The organism is Bacillus sp. EB600 (genome assembly GCF_024494385.1).
Classification (GTDB): domain Bacteria; phylum Bacillota; class Bacilli; order Bacillales; family Cytobacillaceae; genus JAEVLT01.
This window is the reverse complement of record NZ_JAEVLT010000006.1, coordinates 125,904-152,273: the sequence shown is the minus strand read 5'-3', so window position 1 is coordinate 152,273 and position 26,370 is coordinate 125,904. Positions and strand designations below refer to the sequence as shown.

Here is a 26,370-nt window from a genome sequence, read left to right as displayed (position 1 = left end):
GATCTAAGAATACCTTGGTTATACCATATTATTATTGAAAATAATATTTTCTACCAGAACTGTATTTAGAATTGTATTGTTTCATTTTAAACCACGAGAAAGCAAAGAAACCTTCTCACAAGACACATGTTAGATCCTTATCAGTAAACTGGGAAAGTAGTTAAGACCAACTCTCCCAGTTTCCTTCTGGATCGATGGATGCAAGCCGGATCCAACCGTTTTGGACTTTTTGGAGAAACGCATGATCATTATCCAGCAAACGTTTCACATACTCCCTTGGTGCTTGGATCACCACCAATAAACGCAGTGGATCGTGATAAGCCTCTTGATCCGATTGCATCACGGACTGCCAAGGAAGTCCGGATAATAAGTCACTTGCGTTTCCCTGCATGACTCCAAGACCAGCTGTTACTGTCTGAGTGGTTTTATTACCGCTGCCATAATAATGAGGGGCAACTGTAGACGCATAATATTGCAGGTTAATCCATTGGGCAACAGTTGCCGGTCCAGAGATAATGTTGGCAAGCAGAGCACCATTTTTATCCTTCTTCCAATTATAGTTATTGAGAAAAACTCGTCCACCCAAATTGCACTCTTGGGTAAGCGTGCGTTCCCCAATGATAAACGCGGCGTTACGCGCCAATCCCCATTCCGGGCGTACCTCACTCCAATCTTCTGCAATACGTTGGGCTTCAGCTTTTGGATTCTTGTGATGGGATCCAAGGTTTGGTAATTGCACTATTCGCTCGGCATTTGCTTCCTCACTAACTTTTGGCAACGCGGCTTGGACCCGATTAAATGATTCTTGAGCAGCATCTGAAAGTTCAGGAACATAAAGCCAATGCAATTCATCAAGTGTCGTGATATGCTCAGCTGCCGCGAAAACTGTTTCTTTCGGAATCGAAATCCCCTCTGATGCGAGGGTCTGCCTTACCATTGGAAGGTTACACAATGCTGCCAGTATCCGTGCATTAAAGCCGCTAGATGCTCCTCCGCATGCCCCACAGTCTAATGCTGACGCATATGGATTGTTGGTGCTGTGGCTCCCATGTCCGCAAATAACCACTAAAGGCGCGAAATGATCTGTAAGCCCCATCATTTTTAAAGCTTGTCGTACATAGTGAACTTTTTCATCCTCCGAAAACCCAAGCGGCAGTTCCATTTCTGAAGTGAGCACATGATCGAGTGACAGTTCCGTGGAAGGTTTATGCAGCCATGTTTCGCGAAGTTTGCGGAAGACAAGACCTGCTCTTCGTGGAACAAAGCTGCGAGCCAGCGTTTGCATGCTAAGCCAGGGGCCACTTATCTCTGGCAGCACCATGCTGGAAAGCATGTTATGTTTCATCGTTTTAAATGTGCAGCTCAGTGAATTTGCCGCTTGTTGCCGCTGTTGATATTGATTTAGTTCAAACTCAGGTAAAGTTTCTTTTACTTTGAATTGCGGATTGAACATAACCGGTAAAGAATTATGGCTGTGCTTACTTCCAAGCTCGTTGGTTTCAATTGGCAATCCGAAAAAACCGGCTGTTCCAAAGGTCTCAAACGGGCCTTCTTTTTCAAGTTTGCGGCGAAAAGGCTCTGAACGTACATCAATACAAAATACCAATTGTGCCAATGCAGGCCTTTCGATTTCTGCTGTTGTATGCTGTTTCAGTGTAATCATTTTCATTAATTGATCTTCGTATGTTTTTTCCCATGCTTCAAGCCAAAGCTGATTGCGAAGAATCTTATCAAATCGATAAGCAAGAGTCAAACGAGCTTTTCGTTCTGCAGAGGATAACTTTGACCATGCGTTGATTGGCAAATTACCCCACTGGACCCAGGCTACAATCAATGATTCTAGAAGTCCTTTATCCTCCGTTCTTTGTTCTGTTAAGGGAAGATGTGGTTTGATCAAGGCCCATTCCATGTAAATTCGGACAGCCAAATAGTCTGTTAGCAGTGAATTTTCTTGGGTTGATTGATGCGAGCGCCAAAGCATCATTCCTGCCCAGCCTGGTAAGGCAAGTAAATGAGCTTTTAGATAGTCCTGTATCTCTGAATAAGGGATTTCAAGTGCCAATAAAGCTTCCAATAAAGCTTCGTCAGACTCTTTTGGCAAATCATTTAGTTGTTTACGTATCGTATGACTAAGTGCCGGGTCATGCTGAACAAGTCCCCGCCATGTGTGATAGAAACCTTCTTCGCGATTAGGCATGGACCAGACAGCCTGGGACTCATCCAAGAACAATTTACACCACTTGATTACATGACGATTGAGATCGTGAGCCATCATCCCACCCCCCAGCTGTTCTAATCGCTGACTATATGTTTGTACAGAATGTTTTTCGATAATCTGGGAATTAAAACGACTTAGTTTCTTTGCCAAGCTCTTTAACCCAGGTATAGTTAATTGCTGCTTGGAAGTTGGCTTATTTAGCATAAGAGCAGCCCTGCAGAACCGCTCTGCAACCTCACGAGGCAGGTCTAGATATTGTGAATCAAGCCACTTTTGAAGTTCCTTTTCTAAAAAATCCTGATTAATCTCCCCGCGTTTCCATGCAGACAGAAAGATGGAATCATTAGGATAGATTTCTACATCACAAGTAGCTTTGATCCTGCGTGCCACTTGTTCAAACGGTTGTCCCTCCAAGCCCACCCAGGGGTTACGTGCAGCAAACGTGTTAATAGGCCCAAGCGGTGCTATGACTTTGCTTGCTGATTTAACTAAATCGTTAAGATCAAGGTAATCAGGTTCCGTTTCCCAATTTACTATTTCGGGTAATGATAATGTTGTATTCATCGTAAATTACCTCCTTGAGATAGGGATTGTGACAGATATTCCGGATGGCTTTCGACCAAATTATCATGAGGCTCACCCAATCGTACGAGCCAAAGATAAATGACAGCAGATATAGTTGACGAACGATTACGAGCCAACCATCCACCTGCAGCACTGCCAGCCAATAAGATACACAGGAACAATATTCCCACCAGACCAGGCGGTTGTAATCCTTTCTGGACTGTCGATTCTAACAAACTATAAAAGGCATTGTGAATCAGGGTGTACATAATTGCCGCTCCTGCTAACAGCGAAAACCCTGCAATGCGCCCGATACGGCCGTACCCAAAAGCCACAAGTTGTGTCCAAGCTAATGACAAAGACCACCCCAAGGTTAAAGCACTTATCAATTGATAGGCCTCTTGAGGAGAAGTTAGCCAATAACCAATCCCCACTAACAGACCTAAAACGCCCCCAGTGATTGTCCATAAAAATGACAATGGTCGAGTCGACCGAGAGATTGTCTCGCTATGATGAATTGCAGAGCCAGCCTGTAAGAACAGTGTGGATTTGAATAATCCATGTAACACCGCGTGAATAATGGCTGCTAAATACGCACCTAATGCACACTGGATCAGCATAAAACCCATCTGGGCAATTGTAGATCCTACCAACTGCCGTTTATAGTCAACGTGGACCAGCATAATTCCTGTACCTATCAAAACTGAAATACTAGACAATATAAGCAAAACAATTTGTGCTGCATCCCCGCTAAAAAGCGGTGCAAAACGAGTCAATATAATTCCTCCGGCATTCACTAATCCTGCGTGCATCACCGCAGAAACAGGCGTTGGAGCCACTACCGAGTCTAACAACCAGCGTTGGAAAGGCCATTGTGCCGATGGAATCACCACAGCCACTACCAGTAATAGATTTATACAGGTCTTCTCCCATGAACTAAGTTGTGAAAGACTATTTTGGGTCAGGACGAGCGACAATTGCCAGTGTCCAGTGGTTTGCGCTACCCACATAACCGCAAGCACCAAGATTAGCCAACTAATTGCAAACAGACGACCAGAAAACACAGCAGCGTTTCTAGCCACTCTCCATTCCTTATTTAATCTTATGAGAAGTGTCAGTCCCAAGAGTGTAGTCCCCCAGCAAACCAATAGTAAGCGAAGATCATTACATAGCCAGACAGCTGAATCAGCAGTTGTTGTAAGTGTCAGTAGTGCAAAATATTTTCGGTAAGAACGATCACCGAGTAAATAACGAATAGAGTAGCGCTGCACAATGAGACCGATTGTAAGAACAAACAATGCCAGAAGCCATGATAACGGATCAAGACGCCAAGGGCCAATAATCACACTCCCATTGTTTGTAACAAGGGCCAACAGGGCGACTAACGGGGGTAACGATATAATGCCAACGTGAATACGAACAAAATTCAAGGGAACCCTCGGATATAACAAAAGTAATGCGCTAAGCACCGAAACTACAAGCAATAGAAAAAACGTTGCTGGGAGTGAAACAAAATCCATTGAATTTAACATCCAGCTCCCCCCCTTTGAAATGGATAAATGGAAGCAACTAAAGTTACCAAAATATGACTCTTAACAATTTGCTTCATTATCTAACTTTCCTTTCTACCGAAAAACACTTTTATTTTTTAAAAATAAAAAAGCCGACAATTTTTCAGTTTAATGGTCATTATAAAACCATTAAACTTTGAAAATTGTCGGCTTACTTTTAACTACCCCAATTCGGGTTTTTAAATAGTCTACCTTTTTATTTACCATTGATCTGGCATTCTATTTTTATAGAAACTTTTTCATTTGGTCAATAGAAGAGTATTAACCCTATGCTAAAGTCATCTATATATTTATAGAAATCTATTAAATACTTATTTATGATAGTAATATTACTAATTATCTAACATTCTGTCAAGTTCAAATTTCCTATACTTACATAATCGCATGGATTTAGACCAAGCAACAAGCTGCATAAACATAATAATAATATTTCTGGTGCACAACGAAAACATAGTTTTAAGACAAACATTCCGGACCAAAAATGTAAAAAAGATGACGTGCACACATCGTCATCTTTTGTTGTGGAGTTGATTTATTTTTTATGCCCAAAGTTCGGAATGTTGTTCCAACAATTGCTTAAATAACGTACTACCATTTTAGGCTCTCTTTCTCGGGTAAAGATTCCTTTCTTATTCCCTTGAACCCTCTTGGTCCCAAATTCGGTTTGGAAATCGGCAAAGTTCCATAGCTGCTCAGCTTAATGTAAATGACTTCTAGAGGAATAGTTGCAATTTTATTGGAAAAGATAGTAAAAAAAAAACAGTTTTTCGGGAGGTTAACGTGAATAAAATATCAAAGATTTCCTCACTTTCTTTTCTTTTATGCCTTATGTTGATGACAGTCCACTTCCAAGATGTTAAAGCAGAACCACCAGACTATGCAAAATGGAGTCGGGCTGCCTTGAGTGAAATAATGAAAAAATACCCGAATAGCTCAGTTACCGATTTTAAGTATTTAGGAAGAAGTAATATCTCAAACACGCAATCCAAAGATACATTTGACTTTATGATCCAAAAGAATACAGAAAAAAAAGTAGTCAGGGCAGAAGTTTTCTTTAACCCGCAAACCAATCAATTAATAAGCATTCAAACAAAAATAGTACCCTAATACTTCCTATGCTACAGGAATTCGCTGAAAAATTTCGTGCCCTCAACTTCATCCAGATAACTGAATCAATAAAGACGACTTAAATTGACAAGGCGGCTTTTTTATCATGAAGGATTGCTTACTTAGCCTATATTATAAATATTATTTTGAATTAATGAGGTAAAAAGAAGACTTATTTTATTGGTATTTAGTAAAAATAAAAAATATAATATTTATTATATTATAAAAATTATAATCAATACAACCAAGTTGTAAGCGCATTACGTATACTATCAAATTCTCATATAATTGAGGATCAAATAATGAATTCTGTGAAAATTTTGGAGGTATTTACAATGAGTAAAGTAGAAACAATGCAAAAAGTTGCAGAAATGGTAGGTTTAGAATTTGATTATGTTTTAGATGCGGCAACGTACTTTAGCACATTAGATGAAGCTTTTAATTGGATCTATCTTTCAGAAGATAATCCAAAGCGTCCATTCACTGAATTGGATTTAATCAAAGCATTAGCATCGGTTACATTGGAAAAAATGCAAGAAGTACATGCCAATACACCTGCTGAATATATGGTGCTAATTCACGATCACACATATATTACTGATACAGGCATAGCCTACTTAAGCATTACTAAATAATGATACTGCTACAAAAAGAAAAAGCGGCTAACCCCTCCTAAACATTAAACGGGGTTAGTCGCTTTTCTTATTCAAATTCAGATTTTATACTTTTTATAAAATAATCCAAGTTATTCTGAAAATAAACCCAGTTATTTAACACAATCCAATTAAGAAAAAGTACGATTAGAATTAAAATGCCGATTTTTATGGAGAAGGTAATTGTTAGTGAAAGGATAGCGAGTGTGATCAAAGAGAGAAATATACTTAAACAAAGAGCTCTTAAAGCATCAACATTCCCAAGTCTGTTACTATAGATACTTTGTATCTCTTTTCCATATTGACTCTCAATAACTCTCAGGTCCATCTCATAATCCTTTTTAAAGGATTTTTTCTTGTTTATCCAAATAATGTAACCAAAACTAAGACTGAATTGATGTAATAAATTACCTATAATAATTCCAACCCCAATAAAAAGTGAAATGGACAAGACCATAATTGAAGCGTCATTACTGAAAAAATACGATTTTACAGCCTCATAATCCCTTAAAATAAAATAAGCCATGATTATGGCTAAGTAAGTCCATCCTAGAATTCCCCATCTTATTAAATACTTTGGTTCAAAGTTCATAGTAAATCAAATCCTTTCATCTATTTATTTTTTCGGCAAAAGATTTTATAATCCTTCTTACTTTATAATGAAAAATCCATATTTCTTTGCACTCCTGACCCTTACCATAAATCTTCCATTCCGTCATATCACAATCTGAATAGGAAAAGGGCTTATCGCATTTCAATTACCTTAAATTTATTATTTGTGAATGGCCTTAGGCTCCACTAAATATAATGGTGATTAGGAGGAAATTGAGTAGGTCTTATTTACTTTTAAATACTCAAATCAGTTTTGGCTCTAATACAATTTTTTTGCCCAGGATTTTTTTGATTATTTCAATAAATGGAGGTGTTTACCTTTAGAAGTTATTGGTCTTAAACCTTATTTGCATGTCCGTACTGCGAAACATCCCCTTTTTCATCCAGACGGTCATAGTTTATGCTTTATTGGTGATTATTCTTGCCTGCCGCACGTTAATTTTTGAATTTTAATGAGTTCATTTTTCCAGGAGGAAATAATGATTATTATAAACAAGCGATTAGTAAAGCTGGAGGAACTCACTCCTATACTATCAGATAAAGAACAGAAAATGATCCTTGAACAAATGAGCCTTTACACTATTGTTTATGAATATGAATCTGTAAATCAACTAAAATTTGAACTTTTATTTAGAATTAATACCCTAAAAGCTGCTAGAGAATTAAATAAAAGTGGTGCTAAGTTTACAACATATTTCTATTCAAAATGCAATCCGAAATTTTGGGCTCGCTTATCTAATGGAGGGTTTCTTCTTAAAAGTAATGTAACTCCTGCCAACGCTATTTTAGACATCATTCGAAATGGTCCGCTTTATGCATTTGAATGCTCTACCGCGATTGCAATTGTTTTATATATAGCTGCCTGCTACTCGATTGGAACAAACGTCTTTAACACTCTCTTCCAGGGACTTTATTTAATGGATTGGCAATTTGATGAAGACCTTCTGGTAATTTCTAAAGAAGGACATGATTATTTACCAGGAGATGTTTTACATTTCAAGAACCCTGATTTTGACCCAAAACAGCCACATTGGCAAGCAGAAAATGTCATCTATTTCGGAGACGACAAGTTTTACGGGCATGGAGTAGGAATCAGAAATGCTGGCACCATTATTAAATTTCTAAATTCAAAGCGGAAAAAGGATTCTAAAGAATCAGCTTTTCTTATGAGATTACTAACTAGACCTCATTATCATTCATTATTTAAATTAACGCATTGAGTCAACATTTATAAAATAATAGGCTGTGCAGTATTAATGGGGTATAGTTTTCCGTTTAAGGCAAATGAAATTTTCCCCGTTTCTTCGGAAACCACCAGTGCAAGAGCATCACTTTGTTCCGAAACTCCAAGAGCTGCCCGGTGACGTGTTCCAACCTTTTTTTCTGTTATTACCTGTGTTGTTAATGGAAGAACATTTGCCGCCGAGTCCACAATGTTTCCGCGGATTAAAACGGCACCATCATGCAGCGGATTCCCCGGATAAAAGATTGATTCCAACAACTTAGGTGATACCATTGCTCCTATAGGTGTTCCTTTTTGAATTATCGTGTCAAGAGAATCAACACGTTCAACTACAATCAAACCACCATGTTTACGTTCCGATAAATGTTGAACAGTAGTAGTTATATCTTTATAGGTGTCAGTAAAAGATGATAAATAACAATTTAAATAAAAGGAGGCAGCCATTGATTCAATTGCAATAAGCTGTTCTTTAGCATCTTCAAGACTTCCCAATAAACAATAGTTTTCATTTCCAAGCACATTTAAATTAGATTGGAGTCGATGAATCAGATGTTGAATACCGTCTTCTATATGCTGTTTCATTGGTGAAAAATCGCAATTATTACTGTCCATGAATGATCCCTCCAACTTCATTTATTTGTGCACGACCTATTGAATAGTAAATTCCCTTTTTATAATCAATGGATTGTTTTGAAAATGAGTATTACCCTTTTATATTTGCTATAAATAGTATTAGGTAGTTATAGGATAAATATAAAAAGGTAAGTTATACCATATTGTTTCTTGAATTCCTCTTAAGAACAAAAGCGCAAGCGCCCGTTTAGCGACGTATGGACTGTAGCACACTGACTGAGATAACGGAAACACGGAGCTATTAGTCGATTCGATGTTAAATTATCGTAGGGAAGTGGCAAGTACACTAGTCGCTTGGCGCTGGACCTAGAAGATTAAAGAAAAGAGCCCAACTATATGGGCTCTTTTCTCGAGGGTTGAACATTTTGGATGGATGCTGGTGATACTTACACTCAACTAACCTGTGCAGCGTCATCCTCATTTAATAGAGTTCTTTTCGGTAATTCATACGAAGAATTAGGAATTGGAAACAGTTCTGACAACCTTTTTACCCTTCCATCCGCATCTTTAAATACAATGTGTTCACGAGTGAATTTACGGGGGGTATCGATGCCGCAAGCCGCAGCTAAGGCAAACAAACCTTGACGAACATTAATAATATAGTTCATGACACGCCATTTCTTTTCCTCTGGCACAAGTGCTTCTTGATATTTTGGATCGGTGGTCGTTACGCCTGAAGGGCATTTACCGGTATGGCATTGCAAAGCCATTACACAGCCGTTTGCCATCATAAATCCTCGCGCAGAATTCACAGCATCTGCACCGATCGCCAGGGCAATCGCGATTTTATCCGCCGCAATCAATTTTCCTGACGCGAAAATTTTCAGCTTATTTCGTAACCCAAACTGGTGGGCCTTATCTACAACTGCAATTAAAGCAGGGTATAAAGGAAGCCCCATTGAATCTGCCATTGATTTGTAAGTGGCGCCTGTTCCACCTTCTCCGCCATCAACCGTAATAAAGTCTGGATAAATTCTAAGATTATTCATGGCCTCGAAAAATTCATCCAAGTTTGAATGGTATCCGACGACAATTTTGATTCCGACAGGTTTTCCACCTTCATCTTGCAACATTTTGATAAACTGCAACGTTTCAATCGCATTATGCAAAAATGGAAAGCGATTAGGTGAATTGATGGTTTTCCCCACTGGAACCTTACGAATATTAGCCACCTTAGGTGTGACCTTCGATCCCTCTAGATGTCCGCCGCGAATTTTTGCGCCTTGACCGAATTTAAGCTCAAATGCTTTTATATTCGGTTCCTGTGCTTTTAACTTAAATTCAGCAATCGAAAAATCCCCCTCATTATCCCGAAAACCGAATAAACCAGGGCCAATTTGGGCAACTACATCTGCCCCGCTTTCTAAATGCTCTGGTGCAACTCCGCCTTCTCCAGTATTAATCCATGAACCGCCTGCCATATTGCTGCCATGACCGGTTGAAAGAATATAGTTTTCACCTACTGCTCCGTAAGAAGTGGCAGATGCACCAAATGGACCACTAAGTCTCCATGGGAATTCTCGGTCACCGCCAACGATAATGGCATCATCCTCATGGTAAAGCCAACGCGTTGTTTGATCCTTTTCAAGCTGTTCATGACGAGTAAACAATCCCTCATGGTCAATCCTATATTTCATTGCATGGACTTTTTCTTGGTTGTCTACCCTTAATTCTTCGTTCAATAGTGGAAACAAACCATTTGCGATATAGTAACCAGGTTTTTCAAAGTCACGTTTGGAACCAAAGCTTAATAGATCACTTCGATATTTAGCAGAAAAAATAACCCCTAAAAAGTCTGATCGTGAAAATGGTTTACCACTGTTATCATCGTCAAACCAATATTGCCTGAATTCTGGTCCAAGCTTTTCTAATAAGTACCGCATCCATCCCAAATAAGGATGTGCCCTGATAATCGAATGCTGTGGTTTCTTTGCTAAATTATTTAACCACAAAAGCAAGCAAACCGGTCCTACAATAAACACAATCAATAGAAAGATTAAAATAGTCCATAACATCAAAAACATTCCCCCCTTTTTATACATACAAAATACTATTAATCTATTATTACTATATTTAAATGTTCCAAAAGGTATCGACGAATCTTTTCTTAACTTTAACTACTAATAAGTTCATTTTTAAAAACTCTCCTTTATGTTATTTATATTTTATCTCAGATTGTATTATCTCAAATTAGAGATTATTAGTACAATATTTTACTCGAACAATTGCCTTTTATTGTTTTCCACTTGCATTTTTTGACCTGTCCATAATTCAAATGTACTGGTTGTCTGACACAGCAGCATACCAAGACCATTTACAGCTTTTTCTCTTACTGTTTCTGTCTGTTGCTTTAAACAAACCCATCAAAATTAAAAATAAATTAATTAAATATATTAAAGTAGATGGGAGAAAAAAGTATGTTAAAAAAGTTCGAAAAGAGTAACATGGGTGCTAGTAACCTTGGATGGTTAAGAAGTAAATTTCATTTTCCATTTGCTGAATATTATAATCCTAAAATATCCACTTTGGGGTTTTATGAGTGATCAATGATGATTTAGTTGAACCACAAACAGGCTTTGATTATGCACACGGCATGAAAAATCACAAAACCACCAATCTTTAAATTTAAGCTGGTGGTTTTATTCATTTGTACATATTTAAATCATTATATTTTTTATTGTGTAAATGGTCGACAGGCTCGTATTCCATTAGTGTCACTTTCGTATGTCTATATACAATTCAGAAAAAGTGCTTTCTTATTCAAGGATACCTTAGTTTTGAAATGTTGATTGATTGATTTTTTCTTGTAATTTTTCTAAGTAAAGATCAGCATTAATTGGCAATTCAATGGTTTGATTTAACCAAGAAGATAAGTAAATAGCATTAGCTAATTGTACACCTTGTACCCCTTCTTCACCTGGTGATAGCAACGGAGTACCCTTCAAAATCGTATCAATCCAATTTTGAATAATCCCTAAGTGCCCCCGGTTCTGTCCATCCACAGGAATATCTATTTTCCAGCATTCCGGCTCCCCAAAACCACCAGTATAGGATTCATTAAATTCTCGTTCGGGTTGTGTTAAGCGGAAAAAGGTAAGAGTATTATTTTCAATCACCATTTTCCCACGATCCCCTGCGATTTCAAAACGATTTGTCCCAGGCGCCTCACCCGTTGAGGTAATGAACACACCTGTCGCTCCATTCTCATATTCAACATATGCAGTGACATCATCTTCGACTTCTATATCGTGATATTTACCATAATGACAGAAGGCATGGACACGTTTTGGCACTAAACCAGTCGTCCATTGCCATAAGTCTAATTGGTGGGGGGCTTGGTTTAATAATACACCGCCTCCTTCACCTTTCCATGTTGCTCGCCATTTACTTGAATCATAATAACTTTGTGAACGGTACCAATCTGTAACAATCCAATTTGTCCGTTTGATCTCACCGAGTTCACCTGATTGAATGAGTTGACGTAATTTTTGATATAAAGGGTTTGTACGTTGGTTAAACATCATGGCAAATATTTTCCCACTCGAAGCAGCTGCCTTATTCATTTCTGTTACATCTTTCGTATACACTCCAGCCGGTTTTTCAAGAAGAACGTGCATTCCTTTTGCAAATGCTTTTTTTGCTAATTCCGGGTGACTGTAATGTGGTGTAGCAATAATGACCGCTTCAATACCCGATTCATTAAAGAAGGCTTCTTCATCCACATAGCACTGGACTCTATCTGTCATATGATTTTTCATCCATTCGAGTTGAGCTTCCCGACCACAAACTGCTGTTAACACGGCTCCATCAATAAGTCCCTTATCTATCTGAAGGGCATGTGATTTACCCATATTTCCTATCCCAATTACACCCACTTTAATTACATTCATCTTTACGTCCCTCATTATCTAATATTTTTTTCGTGTGGTTTTCTTTATATCACTCCGGCTTTTAAGTAAATCATCAATCTGTGAAATAATAATCCTTCACCATCTCACCCATGACCCAGTTCGTTCTTGCACCGGTCTCTCCGGTACTCGGGCACTGGCCGCTATCTCTCGTTAAATCAGCCACAATCGTTTCCACAAGGGGTTGATGAACGTGCTGTGGCGGCTCAAAACTCCATTGCTCTGTTCCGTTAGCCGTCATCAAAACAATTGGCTCATTTCCAAAAGTTGAAAAGGTGATTTTCCCAAGGCTGCCAACGATTTCATTTACATCGATATTTTCAAAAGCAGAAAAACACCAATTACCAACACCGTGGATTCCAGATTGAAATAGATATGTACCTGTAACAATATCTTCCGCACGATAATAGCCTGCTTGATTAGATGCAAAACCTTGCAGAGCCTGAATGGGCCCAAGCAAAAAATCTAACAGGTCAAGCGTATGGCTTGCTAAATCAAAAAACAGCCCCCCCCCGGCTAACTCGGGTTGCACTCGCCACGGGAGACTCCGAGAATCCTTCACGTCTTCCGAAGCTTTTTGATACTGTGTTGTTGAGACGAATCGAATGTCTCCAATCGTTTTATTTTCCAACAGCTCTTTTATTTTAACAAATCGTGGCAGTGCCCTGCGGTAGTAAGCAACATATAATGGAACTCCAGCTTCCTTGCAAGCAGCGATCATTTCTTGGCATTCAGTGAAATTCTTTGCCATTGGCTTTTCTACATAAACAATTTTTCCCGCCTTTGCCGCTTTGATTGTATATTCTTTATGTGAACTTGGAGGTGTTGCAATATAAATGGCGTCAATATTAGGGTCTTTAATAAGCGCAGCGGCATCATCATACCATTTTGAAACATTGTGCCGTTCCGCATAGTCTTTCGCAAGTTCTCCAGTTCTCCGCATAACGGCAACTAACTCTGAGTTTTCGATTTTTTGGAAGGCTGGCCCACTTTTCACTTCCGTTACATCACCACATCCAATAATGCCCCAACGAACTTTCTCAAATTTCATAGCACTAACCTCCTTGTGACAATCAATTATTAAGCTTTTTTATGGAAGCGTTTCTTTTCGAAGAACTTCTTAAATTATAATATATTTAATTCGAGGTAATTTTAATGTTTTAATTTACACTTGTCAAACAACGTTAAAACGTCCTTACCCCTGCCTTTTTGATAGGTTTCTGCTATTCATTGAGAGATGCTTTTTGAATGTATACATCTTGAGTTCTCTTCCTTTTCCAACCGTTTTTTTGATAATATCAGAATATGTAATTCCCCCCAGTATTCATCCAATTTTTATAATAGAATAAATTATAAAAGTAGAGTAAATTAATAAAGCAAGTAATTTATACAACATGAGGGTGGACGAACTTTGCGTAATGTTGAAGGAGCTATAGTATTTGATAAAGATTCTTTTCAAGAAAATGATACAAATAAAGGTAATGGTATTGATATTGAAATTATCGAAGGTAACCTAAAGGATTTAAACAAGGTATATGCCATGCTTAAAGAGGACTTTGCTGCCGGTGAATTAAAAGATTATGCTCAACTAGAAATGCTCATAATGAAAAAGAATTACAAGCTTTTATTAGCAAAACATCAGATATTTGATGGGATTATCGGATATGCATTTATTTATCAGATTGATCATCTAAACGCAATCTGGCTTGATTATATAGCGATTGTGAAAAGATTTCGAAATTCTGGGTATGGGACACTTTTATTTACTAAAATTGCCGAATCCTATCAGAGAGACATTTCAGGTATTTTTATCGAAGTTGAAATTCCCGAAGAACGTGCAGGACTAGAACCTGACAATCAAAAAAGAAGAATAAACTTTTATGAAAGACTGGGAGCGAAAAAGTTAGCTATACAGTATGAACTCCCTACAAACGAAGGCGGATTTCCGATGTATCTTTATTATAAACCTTCACGAAATAGTGAATTATTGAAAAAAAGCCAACTTGCAGAAGCTATTTCCTCAACTTTTAACTATATCCATTCAGATGTAAAAAATAGAGAGATCATCTTAATAAAAGCTGTAACATCTATAGGCGATCACATTTTGGATGATATGAATTAGTCCCACTTTATTTTAGATATAGAAAAAGATCTCAATTATTTGGTAGTTTTTTACGGTCATCGGCATCTGGCAATTTTTCCAGCCATCCATTATTAATGATAATGGTTCCCCAATTTGGTAAAAGTTTTAATCCTCTTAGAATGGCTGCCTCGCAATGCCCTATTAAGTCAACTCTCAAACTTGCAACCAAAGCAGTACCATAATATGAAAGTGATGCACCCAATAGAAATCCCACTTTGAGCATTATCAGTTTATCCGAGAAAGGTGCGACAGTGGAATTTGTAACTTCTGTATCCAAAAGTGGTGGAACATGAAGATTTTCTTCATGTAATATTGAAGAAAAAATTTCAAAATTTTTATTTATTGTATGTAAAACCTTTTCCAAATATTGACGAACTTCTTTATTTTTTGTTACTTGATAAAATCCAAGACAGATCCCCTTTGCTAAACGGGTCATTGTTAAATTAATATAAATATGTCCAGCTTCCGCTGAATTAATTGGTCTTTTTTTGCCAAGCACATCTAACGTATATCCTAAGCTTGTTATGTATTCCGACTTTTTGGGTACAGAGAAATAAGGGGGTGGATCATAAAGGCCTTTAGCTAAAAGAAGATCAATTGTTTGGTTGTATATTTCCATCGCATCAATATTGCATTGATAATAATAATCTCGAATATCTCTACGTACTGAGACACTAAGGGAAATGCTATATCCAGATAATCCAATATGGAGTAAAGTGTGTAGATATTCTAACCAAAAGATATCTGTAAATAACGGAGGAGCCTCTAGGTTTACATCCTTTTCTGTAAAACCATTTGGTACAGGGAAATTTTCTTTACTGAAAAATTCCTTCATTTTTTTCAAATGCTTTTCAGATACTTCCAATGAAAATTGGAAGACAGAACGAATTTGAGGATCTTTTACCGTTGCTAATACATATTTGCCAATACAAACGGACATCGTTTCCTGCTCGAATTGTGTCAGTAAATTTGTAATTTCTGTTGAGGTCAATCTGCCATTGTTCGTGTTCAAAATTATTGCCTCCAATGTATAAGTATTAAAAAAACGGAAGTACAATCATCGTCAGGATAAGGATAAAAACAGCCACTGCACCTATTTTTTGTTTATTCTTCCATAAGGAAACGGAGAAGCCAAAGGTATATGCGATAATGATAAACAATACAACGAAGAAAAATTTATTCAACCTAACTCCCCACCTTTGCAGGTTTTTTTGTTTGTTTACCATAATCAACTATGCTAATATCTGGTTTTACAATAATGTCTGCTCTAAGATACGATTTTCCCCAATTAAACTTTTTATATTCTTGAATCGTTCCAAAATATTTCCGGGCATACAGGGATAAAGGAAATGGTACTCCTTTTAATTGAGATTGTGTTTTTTTAAATAGTTCATAATTAACTGTTTTCATATGTTTGGCTATTTGTTTTTTTATCAGTTGTTTGTTTTTATCATCTGCGAAGTTGACCATTGATGGGTTTGACATAATTTGAAACTGTAATGGTAATGTGATATAAATCTTTGGTCTGGCACCCTTTAAGTTCATCTTCACTTTATTATTTTCAGTTTTCATGACCCTGACAGCATATTGTTTCTGGTTCTTCTGAAAAGGATTTGGTATATCGATCAAAATATCTTTAATGTCGGTTGTATCATCGAGAATATTGACAGTGCGTGTATCTTGACCATTTAATATATCAATCATCACGCCATTTTTAAAGACTGCTGAGCCAAGAAATTGTGTATCATCAAGCTCGCCTTTTACATCCAATTGACCTGCCATATATTCATCTTCCCCTTTAATTTTAGGCTTTTTTACCGGCTGTGCTGTTGTATACATCGCCAAAAAAAGGTCTGTCCCCCTATTCATCGTTTTAAAATAACGAAAGAGCGAAGAATCAGGTATGAGCCCATTTTCAATTCCATGATCCACCATATATTGGAAATATTTATGCGGCCTTGTTTCCATTTTTGGACGGTTTTGTTTAAAATACTCGCTAGCGTTTTCTTTGGATACTGCTAAAAAAGTACTCAGGCGAATTTCTTTATCTTTTAAGACATCGGTAATGGATCTGGTAAAATTGGGATTTTTTGCATATTCTTCAGAAACAACAATGATCTTTAATAATTCATAATTAATATCACGGGAGATAACCGCATTGGCCGTGGCTTTAGCGGCAATGATATCATTTGCATCAAACGAGATAATTTCCCTGGGCTTTTCTGTTGAACCGCCACCGCCTTGCATACTGCCAACTTCGGGATTGGCAATTAGCATCGTTACTGTGATTTTTCCTTTTTGTTTGGAATGATCAAGGCCCAATCCGATGACATACGCATTCCCTTCAAGTTCTTTACGATCCCAACAGCCTGATAAGAAGCAAGCCATGATGAGGAGCACCAATATTTTACATACTGTTTTTGTTTTTTGCATGCTTAAATTCTCCTTTTAACAGTGCAGTTAACCATAGAATAATCGCAATGGCACTAAACGTAAGTCCTCCTATATTCCCCATAAACCGTTTAAATTCTAAAGTAACTTCAAGTGGCGTTTCCGGAATGCTTCCAATCATTAAATAAATCACTGCCAGTGATGGGATCAAGTATTCAAAGTCTTTAATTTTAAATAGATGACCGAACATCATCGCATTTATGTACAAAAACGCTGAAAAACGAATAAATGCCCCCATAATCCAGATAACAAAAAAGAAAATCTCGACATTTGGAAGATAACTTCCGAGTGAAATATAACGTATGACTGTGTGAAATGGATATCCAATTGTTTCTAAAGATACGTCAAACATAGAGATGTAAAGGAGCATAGAAGCACTTAGTGAGATGGTTACGGAAACAAAAGCAATCCATGTTCCTTTTCGAAAGTCTTTGTTTGATGTGATGTAGGGAATGAGCATGGTGAACAGAAAAAAATCAGCAAAAATCGTTGTGCTTTTTGTACTTTGCTTCAATATTTCAAATTTTCCAGGGCCCCAAATCGGAAAAATTGATTGAAGCGTGCTATCTTGAGCACCTAGTAATAACGCAATGATCAAGGAGAGGATAACATAGTAAACAATAAGATAGGAAACCGATCCGACATGCTGAATTCCTTTTTTTGCACCGTATGCACAAACGGACATTAAGATGGCATAGATGACTAAAGTAGGCGTCGTTGTAAAATAAAGCGACCTAATAATATTCGTATATGTTCTAGAATCGAACGAAATGGCATAGGAATTAATGCCAAACAAAAGCAGGCAAACAAAAAAACCGATGTATTTTCCAAATAGATTTTGAATAACAGAGAACCCACTTTTATCCTGAAACAACGACATCGTCTTTAATAATAAAAAGAGCGGTATAAAAACGAGACCGGCAGATACGATTGGGATCATCCATGCTGCATTTTGTACCTGACTATATATAGTGTTTGGTGTATCTTCAGTTCCTTTTGAACCAACCATTAAAATCGCGATGGACACATATTCACGGATACCAAGTTTTCCAGGCTGCTGCTTCATATGATGTTTATCCCTTTCTTTGTTTGACCATATCCTTTGGTTTTAAATATCCTGGACGAAACCTTTCTTTTACAGGAACGTGGCGGATAAGTAAGTCCTTTGACGAAAAAAAATGCGGTGTCATAGGTGCAAAATAAGGAGTGCCAAATGATTTTAATGAGACTAAATAAAAGAGGGACACAGTAAATAATGCAGTAACCCCATAAACACCCATAAAGCCTGCCGCAAAAACAAACAAGAAGCGGCTCATCCGAATAGCAAAGTTCATGCTGACATCACTGATAATAAATGAGCTCAATCCGCTTAAGGCGATAACAATGATGACAATCGGACTAATAATATTGGCTTGAACCGCAGCTTGACCTAAAATTAAGGCCCCAACAATCCCGATCGTCGGGCCAATCGGGGATGGCACACGTAATCCGGCTTCGCGAATAAGTTCAAAAGCCAATTCCATCATTAAGATTTCAATGATGGAAGGAAAAGGGACACGTTCCCTTGTCCCCGCAACCGCCATCAACAAATCAGGTGGAATCATCCCCACATGATAATTTGTAATCGCAATATATGAACAGGATGCAAACATGGCAATAAATAAAGAAATTATTCGCAAAATCCTAATGAAATTTCCATATGGCGTACGCAGGTAATGGTCTTCCGGAGAATGGAATAATGACCAGAAGGTCGTAGGCATAATCAGGCAGCTGGGTGAATTTTCCATTAATAACACAACGTGACCTTCTTCAATGAAGGAGGCCGCCCGGTCAGGACGTTCGGTATTTAAGAGCGTTGGAAAAAGTGATCTGGGCCGTTCCTCCAGATATTGCTCTAACATACTTAAATCGAGAATATTATCAGTTTCAGACGAAGCTTTCAACCTATCTTTTATCGCTTGAAGCAAGTCATCATTCACCAGGTCTTTTTCATAAACAAGAAAAACATCGTTTCTAGATCGTTTCGTAAGAACAAAGAACTCAACAATAAGATTTTCATTTTTAATCTTTTTACGGACCAAGGCTATATTATCAATCACTTTTTCGTTAAAAGCTTCTTTTGCTCCTTTAATAATCACTTCATTATCTGATTTTTCAATCGAACGACCCCGAACTTGAGTCGTTTCAAATAAATAGCATTGAGCATCACCTTCTACAAAAAGTGCCGTCATGCCACAAGTAAGGTACTGGACAATCTCTCCAATTTTGGTGGATGTCTTTTCAACTGGGTATGAGACAATATCTTGAATCTTTCCTAAAGAGTGCTCATATCCAACTAGTTTTTCCATAATGCCTTCTTGAATATTCTGTATGTTTACCATTGTACTTATGAACAACATAAATGCACGACAATTTCGTGAACCTATGGCAAACTCACGTACCTTGACATCCATATTTTTAGGAATACTAAAAATGGACTTAAAGATCTCTAAATTTTGATCATAATTGCTGGTAATATCTTGCTCTTTTAAGTCCACTACCTGTGCATTGGACTTTTCTTTGAATTGTGGTTCCGAATTGAGTAACTTGGACAGCGATTTTATGATCTTTGTTTTTTTCATCATGAACCACCCCCAGTTTTCCAATAGTTTTCCAAATTTAGGTGTCTTTATGTATGCATGGAAAAAAATCAAAGGGACGGTTCTTTCGCTTCTCCAATTAATAGAAGCAAAAGAACCGTCCCTTAAATTCCAGTAAGAATTTCTATGAAGAAAGAACTTAGTGTAAAATGACTGCCTAAAAAAAGTGTTAACAACAAAATTCAAAAGGATGCTCAGGAGAGATTGTTTTCCAATGCCATAGTGGTTGTTTTGTTGGATCTGCCCAATGCCATGCTGCCAAAGCTGCAGCACATGCATCAATTTGATGAGAGCTAAGGAGAATCTCATCTGGAAGACCTGAAAATCCAATTGTTTGAAACCACTTAAAAATTTCTTTTCTTGACTCTACTTCTTTTTTGTAATGTAGTGCATGAAATAATCCATCTTCGTTTCCAATACGAGTACCAATTGCAGCACCTGGATGCACTTCAACAAGATGTATTTTACCCAACAGATTCATGCTCATTATTCTCCGTGTTAATGCGATTCCACGAAGTGTTAAATAAACCATTTTTGTTAATGTTGGTGGCATAATGGAACTGCCTGAAAGTCCATGACCTTTAATAAACTGACGAATGCTTTTATCTTGAGGTCTATCCCCTCCGCCATCTTGGTACGACAACGGTGCATCAATTCCGATCACTACATCCTCCTTTGAAGCTGCTGAGGTAATGGCCGAAATCAGCATTTCATCACTTGCATCTACAATTATGTTTTCAAAGACGAGGTGATCATTCTTTAATTGAAAAACACTCATAGCCGTATCCTTGTGATTGGCAGGACCAGATAGATCAATTCCGATAACTTTCATAACACCATACATCCTTTTTGGTTACCTAGAATATTAGATTTATTCAATACCACGGCTTTAATGGATTTATTTCCTCTTTTTCAATTGGTCTTCTGCCTTTTTTACATTTTCAGCAACTCTAAATTTAACGATCTTGCTTATTAATTCGTAAGGAATCGGTTTTCCTAAAGGAAATTGGATTGTCCCTTTTCCACCTTTATATTCCGACAATTCGTGCTTAAATGCAGTAATACCACTAGACGTTGGGTAAAATCCGATATGCTTTTTAAAAGCAGCAAAATACACCAGATTGCCGTGTAATGCAAAAGCAGGCATTTGATAACTAATCTTTTCCTCTGCGTCTGGTGCAGACTCTTTAATCGTTTCTCTTACCTTTTCAAGTATTTTTTGAACCTCAGGAGGAAATTGTAAAATATATTCATCGATTGTTTTATATGTAATTTTGTTTCCTTCCATGGATATCTCCTTTCTTAAGCTATTTTAGTGGTGGTATGTTCTTAGCTAAGGTGTATAACTATCTAAATCCCCTATTAGTTCATTTTATAAATAAATCAGGAATTATGTCTTTGATCGATTTCCCCATCTTTTCATGTTCTAGTGCGCAACCACGAAGATCATACTTAGGTTCTTTGAAGAAAGTGGTTTTACGCTCTAAAATTGTCTAGCATTTCATACTTAAAATAATGCTGATATAATTGATTCCTTACTAAAAGTTTACATGTCCATAACATTTATGACTCAATTTATTAATATTATAGCGTTAATCTATAGTAAGTGGGGACAGCACGCGTGGCTGTCATGGTATTTGGCGAAGGTGGAGCCAATGCTTTTTTGTTTTCTCTCCATTAATTTGAACAAGTAATTATGCATTTTCTTTGTACTGTTCATTTGTTTTTTATTTTACCTATTTAGTTCTTCATTACCATTAACTCCATATGCTTTATTAATGGGGAGTGGAGACTAATGCAAAATGAACAGTTCGATATTGAAACACTTAAATTAATTGGAAATAAACTTGATTACATTTACTCCATAGCTAAAGGACATTACAATGATAACCCTGAATTAATGGATACAATTGAAAATTTAGCTCAGGTTGCAAGTATGTTTGCAAAAATCAAAATTCAAGAATTAAACGGCCAGTTCGAATCCCCAAGTCCACAAGGGTTCATAGTGTCTAAATTAGCTAACTCATACTCTAGAATGAAAAATTATGAGAAGCAAAAAGATACTGACTTTCCTACTTGGAAGCTATAATGCTTCTTTTTTTTATACAAAAACCACTTTTTGTGATTTGCCACAAAAGGTGGTGATGGAACTTAGCACATAAGAGAAAGCAAAACAAGAAAATAGTATCCAAAAAAATGATTTCTCGATCGTTTATTGGGTATGCAAAAAAAGAATACTATATTTGTCATGGAAAACCCATGGGAAAGGGTTTTGTGCATGGGTTTTCCCAGCAGGGGGCTTGCAGGAAAGTTTTTCAATGGCGAATGACGTCGGTAATGAATTTATATATAGGCAGATCTATCTCAGTCACTCTGCCAGCTTATATCTCATTTTATTACGCTTGTCTTGGTAAAATTGGAAAAACCAAATCAGAGTGGAGAGCCAAAAGCCGCTTGCTAGATAACCGCCAATAATATCACTTGGATAATGGACACCCAAATAGATGCGGCTGATACCGATCATCAGAATCATAAAAGCGCTAAAAAGGATAAGCAGACTTCTTCCCCCCTTACTTGAAATATGCCTCCAAAGCAAATAGGCTATAATTCCATAAATGGTAAAGGCAGTCATCGCGTGACCGCTCGGAAAACTATAACCCGTTATTTCAATTAAGCGGTGCAAATTGGGACGCATCCTGTGAAATAAATTCTTCAACAGACTATTTAGAATAACTGAACCAATAATCGCAGCTAAAAATAAAATGAGTTCAATACGATGGTGTAAGACTTTGTAAAGGAAAATTAATAAAAAAAGACTAAGTACAATCACCACAGGCGTAGAACCAATAGTAGTAAAAAATTTCATTACACTAGTTATGCTTGGTGACTCCAACCCTTGAATGGCTGCAATGACACTGCTGTCAAAGTGGATGATTTTATTGTCACTGACTAATAGGGAAATCAGGCTAAAACCAATCACACAAACAACACTAATGACAAATGCAGTGACAAGATATGAGTTTAATTTCATAAATCATCAACCTCATTTTTTTGGATTTAAATTGAATTTATACAATAAAGGTTTTCATAATAAAAAACTCGACTTAAGCGCCCATACTGTGATATTTTTCCCAAAAATCATAGGATAAATGTTTCATATTGGGCTCTTATTTCAAAACGGTTTCCTGAGGATCCTGCTCTCGCACCGAAAAGGTGAATAAGTCTTTTTCGATGGCATACCTAGGCCTTCTCTTAACCTCATGATAAATTTTACCGATATATTCTCCAATTAATCCAATCCCCAGCAATTGCAACCCGCCAACAAACCAAATGGATAGGATTAACGAAGTCCACCCTGATTCGGTATGACCCAATATATCTTGAATAAGGGCATATCCCCCTGCGATGGCGCTGATTCCCATCGCCAAAAAACCAAGAAATGTCACAAAGCGAACCGGTGCTATACTAAAGGATGTAATTCCATCAAAAGCAAAAGCCAGCATTTTCTTAAGCGGATATTTTGATTCACCAGCCATACGGTCTTTTCGGTTATAGTATACTTTGGTTGAATTAAAACCAATTAAAGGTACAAGACCGCGCAGAAATAAATTGGTTTCTTTAAATTTTAACAACTCTTCAATTGCTCGTCCGCTCATTAAGCGAAAATCCGCGTGATTGGGGATCAAATTTATGCCCAGCTTGGCCATTACACGATAAAATAATAGTGCAGAATTTCTCTTAAAAAAAGTATCAGTTTCCCGTTTATCCCGAACACCATATACAATATCATATCCTTCCAAGAACTTTTCAACAAAAGCCGGAATGGCATTGATATCATCCTGTAAATCAGCATCTATAGTAATAACACAGTCGGATTGCGTTGTGGCTGTTTCCAGCCCAGCAAGAAGTGCATTTTGATGCCCTGTATTTCTTGAAAGCTTGACGCCCGTAACTAAGTGGTTTTTCTCACTTTCATTCTCAATCAATTTCCATGTCGAATCTTTACTGCCATCATCTACAAACAATAGTTTACTTTTCTCAGAGATTAGTAATTCGACTAGTAAATTCTCTAACATCGCTGATAATTGGGAAAAAGTATCTTTTAGCACTTCTTCTTCATTAAAACATGGAACGACGATCGTTAACATTGGTTTATCCATTTGGAAAGACTCCTTTAACCATATTAGTTTACTTCGTAAAGGTATATTTTCCAAGCAGAATCGCTTTGGCTAAATGCTTTTTTAAATACCAATCTATTTTCTGAAGCATTGAGAATTGGAACTGCTGAAAGGATATATTGGCCCCCCATGTTTTTGAAAACTCTTGTATTAAGCTGCAAGTCCTTTATCTTTACCTTTGAATTCTTTTTGAACTCATAATGCTTTCCTAATTGAGCGACAAAAAGATAGCACCTTCCCCCCCATTGATCAAAATATGATTTCAAGGCAGGGCTTTTGTCTAACTCATTTCCAATAATCTTTCTAAACTCATGTTTATAGCTTAAAGGATAGAAATTATTATACGTATCCAGCGTATAGAAACCGTTATACTGGGCGATAGCAGGATGAATCCCAATGCTTGCTACTCGATAACTGTTTTTTGGCTTCCCGATATAATTCGTAATTTCGTTAAATTGTGTTGTTGCATAAAATTGCTTTACGGTTGGTCTCCCATGATAAACAATTTCATCATTTGCCGCAAATACGACGATTAGTTGCACAAGTAAACACAATTTCACGAAATTCTTCCATCCACTGCTCTTTTTCCAGAGGATCGCTGCGCCGACAGCAAACATCAGATAAATAATTAAAGGCCTCAAGAAATGGAATCTGGAAAAATTAAAGGTCTTAAGCAAAGATACATGGTCCTTTAATGGCTGCCAGCCTTTATAAAACCAGAAAGCATACCAGACAGATAAAACAAAATTAAGTATGAACAAATAAAGATATCTTTTTTCGATTGCATCTTTTTCTTTATTCCTAATCATCCAAACAACTAGAAACGAAAAAGGAACAATGACCAGGGTGTGTAGTGTCAGAACATGGGTATGACCGTAAAAATAGTTTTTAAACACCAGACTAATGGTAGGCCAAAAACTTAGGACAGATTCCACAAATTCATTTCGGTTTGTCGGTGCACTAGGAATGACCAATGATAAGACCAACCGGTACTCAATGGCCATATACAAGATGGTCATAAACGCAATACTGCCAAAGAATACCCCATTCACTTTTCGTTTTACAACCCAGTCTCGAAGCCACAGTAGCCCCATAAAGAATAAAAAGAAGCAAAATCCTAGCACAAAGCTTGAATAAAAAGGAAGCAAAAATAAAGTGACCCATTCCTTCCAGGTATGTTTTCCTTCTCTAATATTTAAAAACGCCCATAAGGCAAGGGGCATCCCGAGTGTACTGAGCATACCTGAGGGCCAAAAAGGAGTGAGGGCAAATGCTAGGGACACCCAGACACGGATTTGGTAGGCATCGACTGATCGGACAAAGTGTTTTTTTACTAATAGATACATGCCAATAAAGGCAAAAACTCTTGTAACCGTTTGACTAAGGGCATAGGCAGTCATGGTTGGAAACAGCTGATACAGCCACTGGATGCCGCTGAATTCAGTACCAAAGGCATTTCGTGGCAAGCCATTGATGATTTGGGGAATAACAGCATTGATATCTCCAAATAATTGATCGCTATTTTTAAGAACCTTATACCAGGCAATGTTTGAATCCAAGTTATCGTGAATTCTTATATGGGCATTCTCACCTAAAATAAAAAGGGGCGAAACATAAAGAATTAATAGAAAGAATGCGATGAAGACATGTTTTTGCTCAAGGCTTGAATTTTTAAAAAATCTAATCATTTGTCTCCACTCTCTGTTTCGATTTCATCGATTCGAACACATGTTAGCCCGCGGTTCGTTACTTCTTTCAGCACCATTTTTAAGGCATTGATCGTATTTATCGGTGCATCCTCATCTGCTCCCCATGTTTCTCCACAATCGTGCAGCAGAATCACATCACCTTTTTTTATGTTTTTTAGCAGTCTCATTTTTACCTTTTCACTGCCGCCTCTACTGCGCCAATCTTCTGCCATTACCGACCAGTGAACTATTCGATATTTTTTCATTAACAATAAATCAAATAAATTTAGTAATCCCCATGGAGGACGATAATAATTAGGTCTTATTCCTGTAATGCCTTCAATTATAGCAGCAGTTTTATTCAATTGACACCGAATGGCCCAAGGAGACATCCCCCAATTGGACCTGTGTACATAATTATGCATCCCAATTAAATGCCCTTCTTCGTGAATTCTAGCAATTAACTCAGGATATTTTTCTGCTTTGGAGCCCAGTACAAAAAAAGTAGCTTTTATATGATAACTTTTTAATAAGTCCAGCAGCTGTGGTGTATAAATGGGATTGGGTCCGTCATCAAAGGTAAAGGCGATTTTTTCGGAATGGTCATTTCGTTTTAAAACCCCTATTCCTAGCCCCGCTGTTAAAAGATACGGAAGAAAAAGATAGATGACAAGTAAAATAGCAATAATTAATGAAATCTTTACAAACACGTCATATTCACTTACCTTCATAATCAGGATCATTAAGGGTGTCAGGGATTTT

Annotated in this window: 24 protein-coding genes and 1 pseudogene; 5 read left to right on the top strand and 20 right to left on the bottom strand. The window is 37.3% G+C overall.

The genetic code is table 11. The features are described from left to right. Positions 1-160 precede the first annotated feature (160 nt). From JN080_RS09170 to JN080_RS09160, 3 genes and pseudogenes are all read right to left on the bottom strand, one after another. Positions 161-2,782 carry a DUF2309 domain-containing protein gene (locus tag JN080_RS09170; protein WP_256235656.1) on the bottom strand — a complete coding sequence of 874 codons (2,622 nt, stop codon included), beginning with the start codon at positions 2,780-2,782 and terminating at the stop codon, positions 161-163. Then, on the bottom strand, positions 2,779-4,314 hold the full coding sequence (locus JN080_RS09165; protein WP_256235655.1) for an NADH dehydrogenase subunit 5: 1,536 nt from the start codon (positions 4,312-4,314) through the stop codon (positions 2,779-2,781). Before JN080_RS09165 ends, JN080_RS09170 begins: the two co-directional genes overlap by 4 nt. A 571-nt stretch (positions 4,315-4,885) precedes the next feature. Next, positions 4,886-5,047: pseudogene (locus JN080_RS09160) on the bottom strand (glycoside hydrolase family 2 TIM barrel-domain containing protein); the annotation flags it as partial. Between the two features lie 86 nt (positions 5,048-5,133). Here JN080_RS09160 and JN080_RS09155 point away from each other — a divergent pair. Together JN080_RS09155 and JN080_RS09150 are read left to right on the top strand one after the other, a co-directional pair. Then, complete coding sequence (locus tag JN080_RS09155; RefSeq protein ID WP_256235654.1) at positions 5,134-5,460, top strand: DUF3889 domain-containing protein; 327 nt, start codon at positions 5,134-5,136, stop codon at positions 5,458-5,460. A gap of 335 nt (positions 5,461-5,795) precedes the next feature. Then, positions 5,796-6,095 (top strand): hypothetical protein, encoded by a 300-nt coding sequence (locus tag JN080_RS09150; RefSeq protein WP_256235653.1) that lies wholly within the window; start codon positions 5,796-5,798, stop codon positions 6,093-6,095. 67 nt (positions 6,096-6,162) lie between these two features. On the opposite strand, the gene JN080_RS09145 is transcribed toward JN080_RS09150, so the two are convergent. Beyond that, on the bottom strand, positions 6,163-6,705 hold the full coding sequence (locus JN080_RS09145; protein WP_256235652.1) for a BA5345 family protein: 543 nt from the start codon (positions 6,703-6,705) through the stop codon (positions 6,163-6,165). 499 nt (positions 6,706-7,204) lie between these two features. Between JN080_RS09145 and JN080_RS09140 the strand changes: the two genes are divergently transcribed. Then, entirely contained in the window at positions 7,205-7,945 is a 741-nt protein-coding gene (locus JN080_RS09140; protein WP_256235651.1) for a protein-glutamine gamma-glutamyltransferase, read from the top strand. 8 nt (positions 7,946-7,953) lie between these two features. Here JN080_RS09140 and cdaS read toward each other — a convergent pair whose 3' ends face one another. The 5 genes from cdaS to JN080_RS09115 all read right to left on the bottom strand — a co-directional run bounded on the left by cdaS (position 7,954) and on the right by JN080_RS09115 (position 13,560). Beyond that, a complete protein-coding gene (gene cdaS / locus JN080_RS09135) occupies positions 7,954-8,580 on the bottom strand; it encodes a sporulation-specific diadenylate cyclase CdaS (protein ID WP_256235650.1) in 627 nt (208 codons plus the stop codon). Positions 8,581-8,993: 413 nt separating this feature from the next. Further along, positions 8,994-10,616 carry an FMN-binding glutamate synthase family protein gene (locus tag JN080_RS09130; RefSeq protein ID WP_256235745.1) on the bottom strand — a complete coding sequence of 541 codons (1,623 nt, stop codon included), beginning with the start codon at positions 10,614-10,616 and terminating at the stop codon, positions 8,994-8,996. Positions 10,617-10,814: 198 nt separating this feature from the next. Continuing rightward, a complete protein-coding gene (locus tag JN080_RS29825; protein ID WP_375141618.1) occupies positions 10,815-10,904 on the bottom strand; it encodes a hypothetical protein in 90 nt (29 codons plus the stop codon). 468 nt (positions 10,905-11,372) lie between these two features. Further along, positions 11,373-12,491, bottom strand: coding sequence for a Gfo/Idh/MocA family protein (locus JN080_RS09120; protein ID WP_256235648.1), 1,119 nt, complete (start codon positions 12,489-12,491; stop codon positions 11,373-11,375). Positions 12,492-12,564: 73 nt separating this feature from the next. Further along, positions 12,565-13,560 carry a Gfo/Idh/MocA family protein gene (locus JN080_RS09115; RefSeq protein WP_256235647.1) on the bottom strand — a complete coding sequence of 332 codons (996 nt, stop codon included), beginning with the start codon at positions 13,558-13,560 and terminating at the stop codon, positions 12,565-12,567. A gap of 360 nt (positions 13,561-13,920) precedes the next feature. Between JN080_RS09115 and JN080_RS09110 the strand changes: the two genes are divergently transcribed. Next, positions 13,921-14,631, top strand: coding sequence for a GNAT family N-acetyltransferase (locus JN080_RS09110; protein WP_256235646.1), 711 nt, complete (start codon positions 13,921-13,923; stop codon positions 14,629-14,631). A gap of 31 nt (positions 14,632-14,662) precedes the next feature. Here JN080_RS09110 and JN080_RS09105 read toward each other — a convergent pair whose 3' ends face one another. From JN080_RS09105 to JN080_RS09075, 7 genes are all read right to left on the bottom strand, one after another. Next, the gene (locus JN080_RS09105) at positions 14,663-15,664 is read right to left on the bottom strand and encodes a DUF3231 family protein (protein ID WP_256235645.1); all 1,002 of its coding nucleotides are present in this window, start codon (positions 15,662-15,664) and stop codon (positions 14,663-14,665) included. Between the two features lie 25 nt (positions 15,665-15,689). Next, positions 15,690-15,836 (bottom strand): hypothetical protein, encoded by a 147-nt coding sequence (locus tag JN080_RS09100; protein ID WP_256235644.1) that lies wholly within the window; start codon positions 15,834-15,836, stop codon positions 15,690-15,692. Between the two features lies 1 nt (position 15,837). Beyond that, entirely contained in the window at positions 15,838-17,085 is a 1,248-nt protein-coding gene (locus JN080_RS09095) for a Ger(x)C family spore germination protein (RefSeq protein ID WP_256235643.1), read from the bottom strand. Further along, entirely contained in the window at positions 17,060-18,169 is a 1,110-nt protein-coding gene (locus JN080_RS09090; protein ID WP_256235642.1) for a GerAB/ArcD/ProY family transporter, read from the bottom strand. The genes JN080_RS09095 and JN080_RS09090 overlap by 26 nt, the downstream gene beginning before the upstream one ends. 7 nt (positions 18,170-18,176) lie before the next feature. Continuing rightward, a complete protein-coding gene (locus tag JN080_RS09085) occupies positions 18,177-19,727 on the bottom strand; it encodes a spore germination protein (RefSeq protein WP_256235641.1) in 1,551 nt (516 codons plus the stop codon). Positions 19,728-19,911: 184 nt separating this feature from the next. Further along, the gene (locus JN080_RS09080) at positions 19,912-20,574 is read right to left on the bottom strand and encodes a DUF429 domain-containing protein (RefSeq protein WP_256235640.1); all 663 of its coding nucleotides are present in this window, start codon (positions 20,572-20,574) and stop codon (positions 19,912-19,914) included. Positions 20,575-20,640: 66 nt separating this feature from the next. Continuing rightward, a complete protein-coding gene (locus JN080_RS09075) occupies positions 20,641-21,030 on the bottom strand; it encodes an iron chaperone (RefSeq protein WP_256235639.1) in 390 nt (129 codons plus the stop codon). A gap of 507 nt (positions 21,031-21,537) precedes the next feature. Between JN080_RS09075 and JN080_RS09070 the strand changes: the two genes are divergently transcribed. Then, the gene (locus JN080_RS09070; RefSeq protein WP_256235638.1) at positions 21,538-21,831 is read left to right on the top strand and encodes a hypothetical protein; all 294 of its coding nucleotides are present in this window, start codon (positions 21,538-21,540) and stop codon (positions 21,829-21,831) included. 279 nt (positions 21,832-22,110) lie between these two features. Here JN080_RS09070 and JN080_RS09065 read toward each other — a convergent pair whose 3' ends face one another. The 4 genes from JN080_RS09065 to JN080_RS09050 form a co-directional block, all read right to left on the bottom strand. Then, positions 22,111-22,773: a phosphatase PAP2 family protein gene (locus JN080_RS09065; protein ID WP_256235637.1), complete on the bottom strand. Its 663-nt coding sequence runs from the start codon at positions 22,771-22,773 to the stop codon at positions 22,111-22,113. 136 nt (positions 22,774-22,909) lie between these two features. Continuing rightward, positions 22,910-23,902: a glycosyltransferase family 2 protein gene (locus tag JN080_RS09060; RefSeq protein WP_256235636.1), complete on the bottom strand. Its 993-nt coding sequence runs from the start codon at positions 23,900-23,902 to the stop codon at positions 22,910-22,912. Between the two features lie 23 nt (positions 23,903-23,925). Beyond that, a complete protein-coding gene (locus JN080_RS09055; RefSeq protein WP_256235635.1) occupies positions 23,926-25,608 on the bottom strand; it encodes a DUF6044 family protein in 1,683 nt (560 codons plus the stop codon). Then, positions 25,605-26,318, bottom strand: a complete 714-nt coding sequence (locus JN080_RS09050) for a polysaccharide deacetylase family protein (protein ID WP_256235634.1) — start codon at positions 26,316-26,318, stop codon at positions 25,605-25,607. Before JN080_RS09050 ends, JN080_RS09055 begins: the two co-directional genes overlap by 4 nt. Positions 26,319-26,370: the final 52 nt, after the last annotated feature.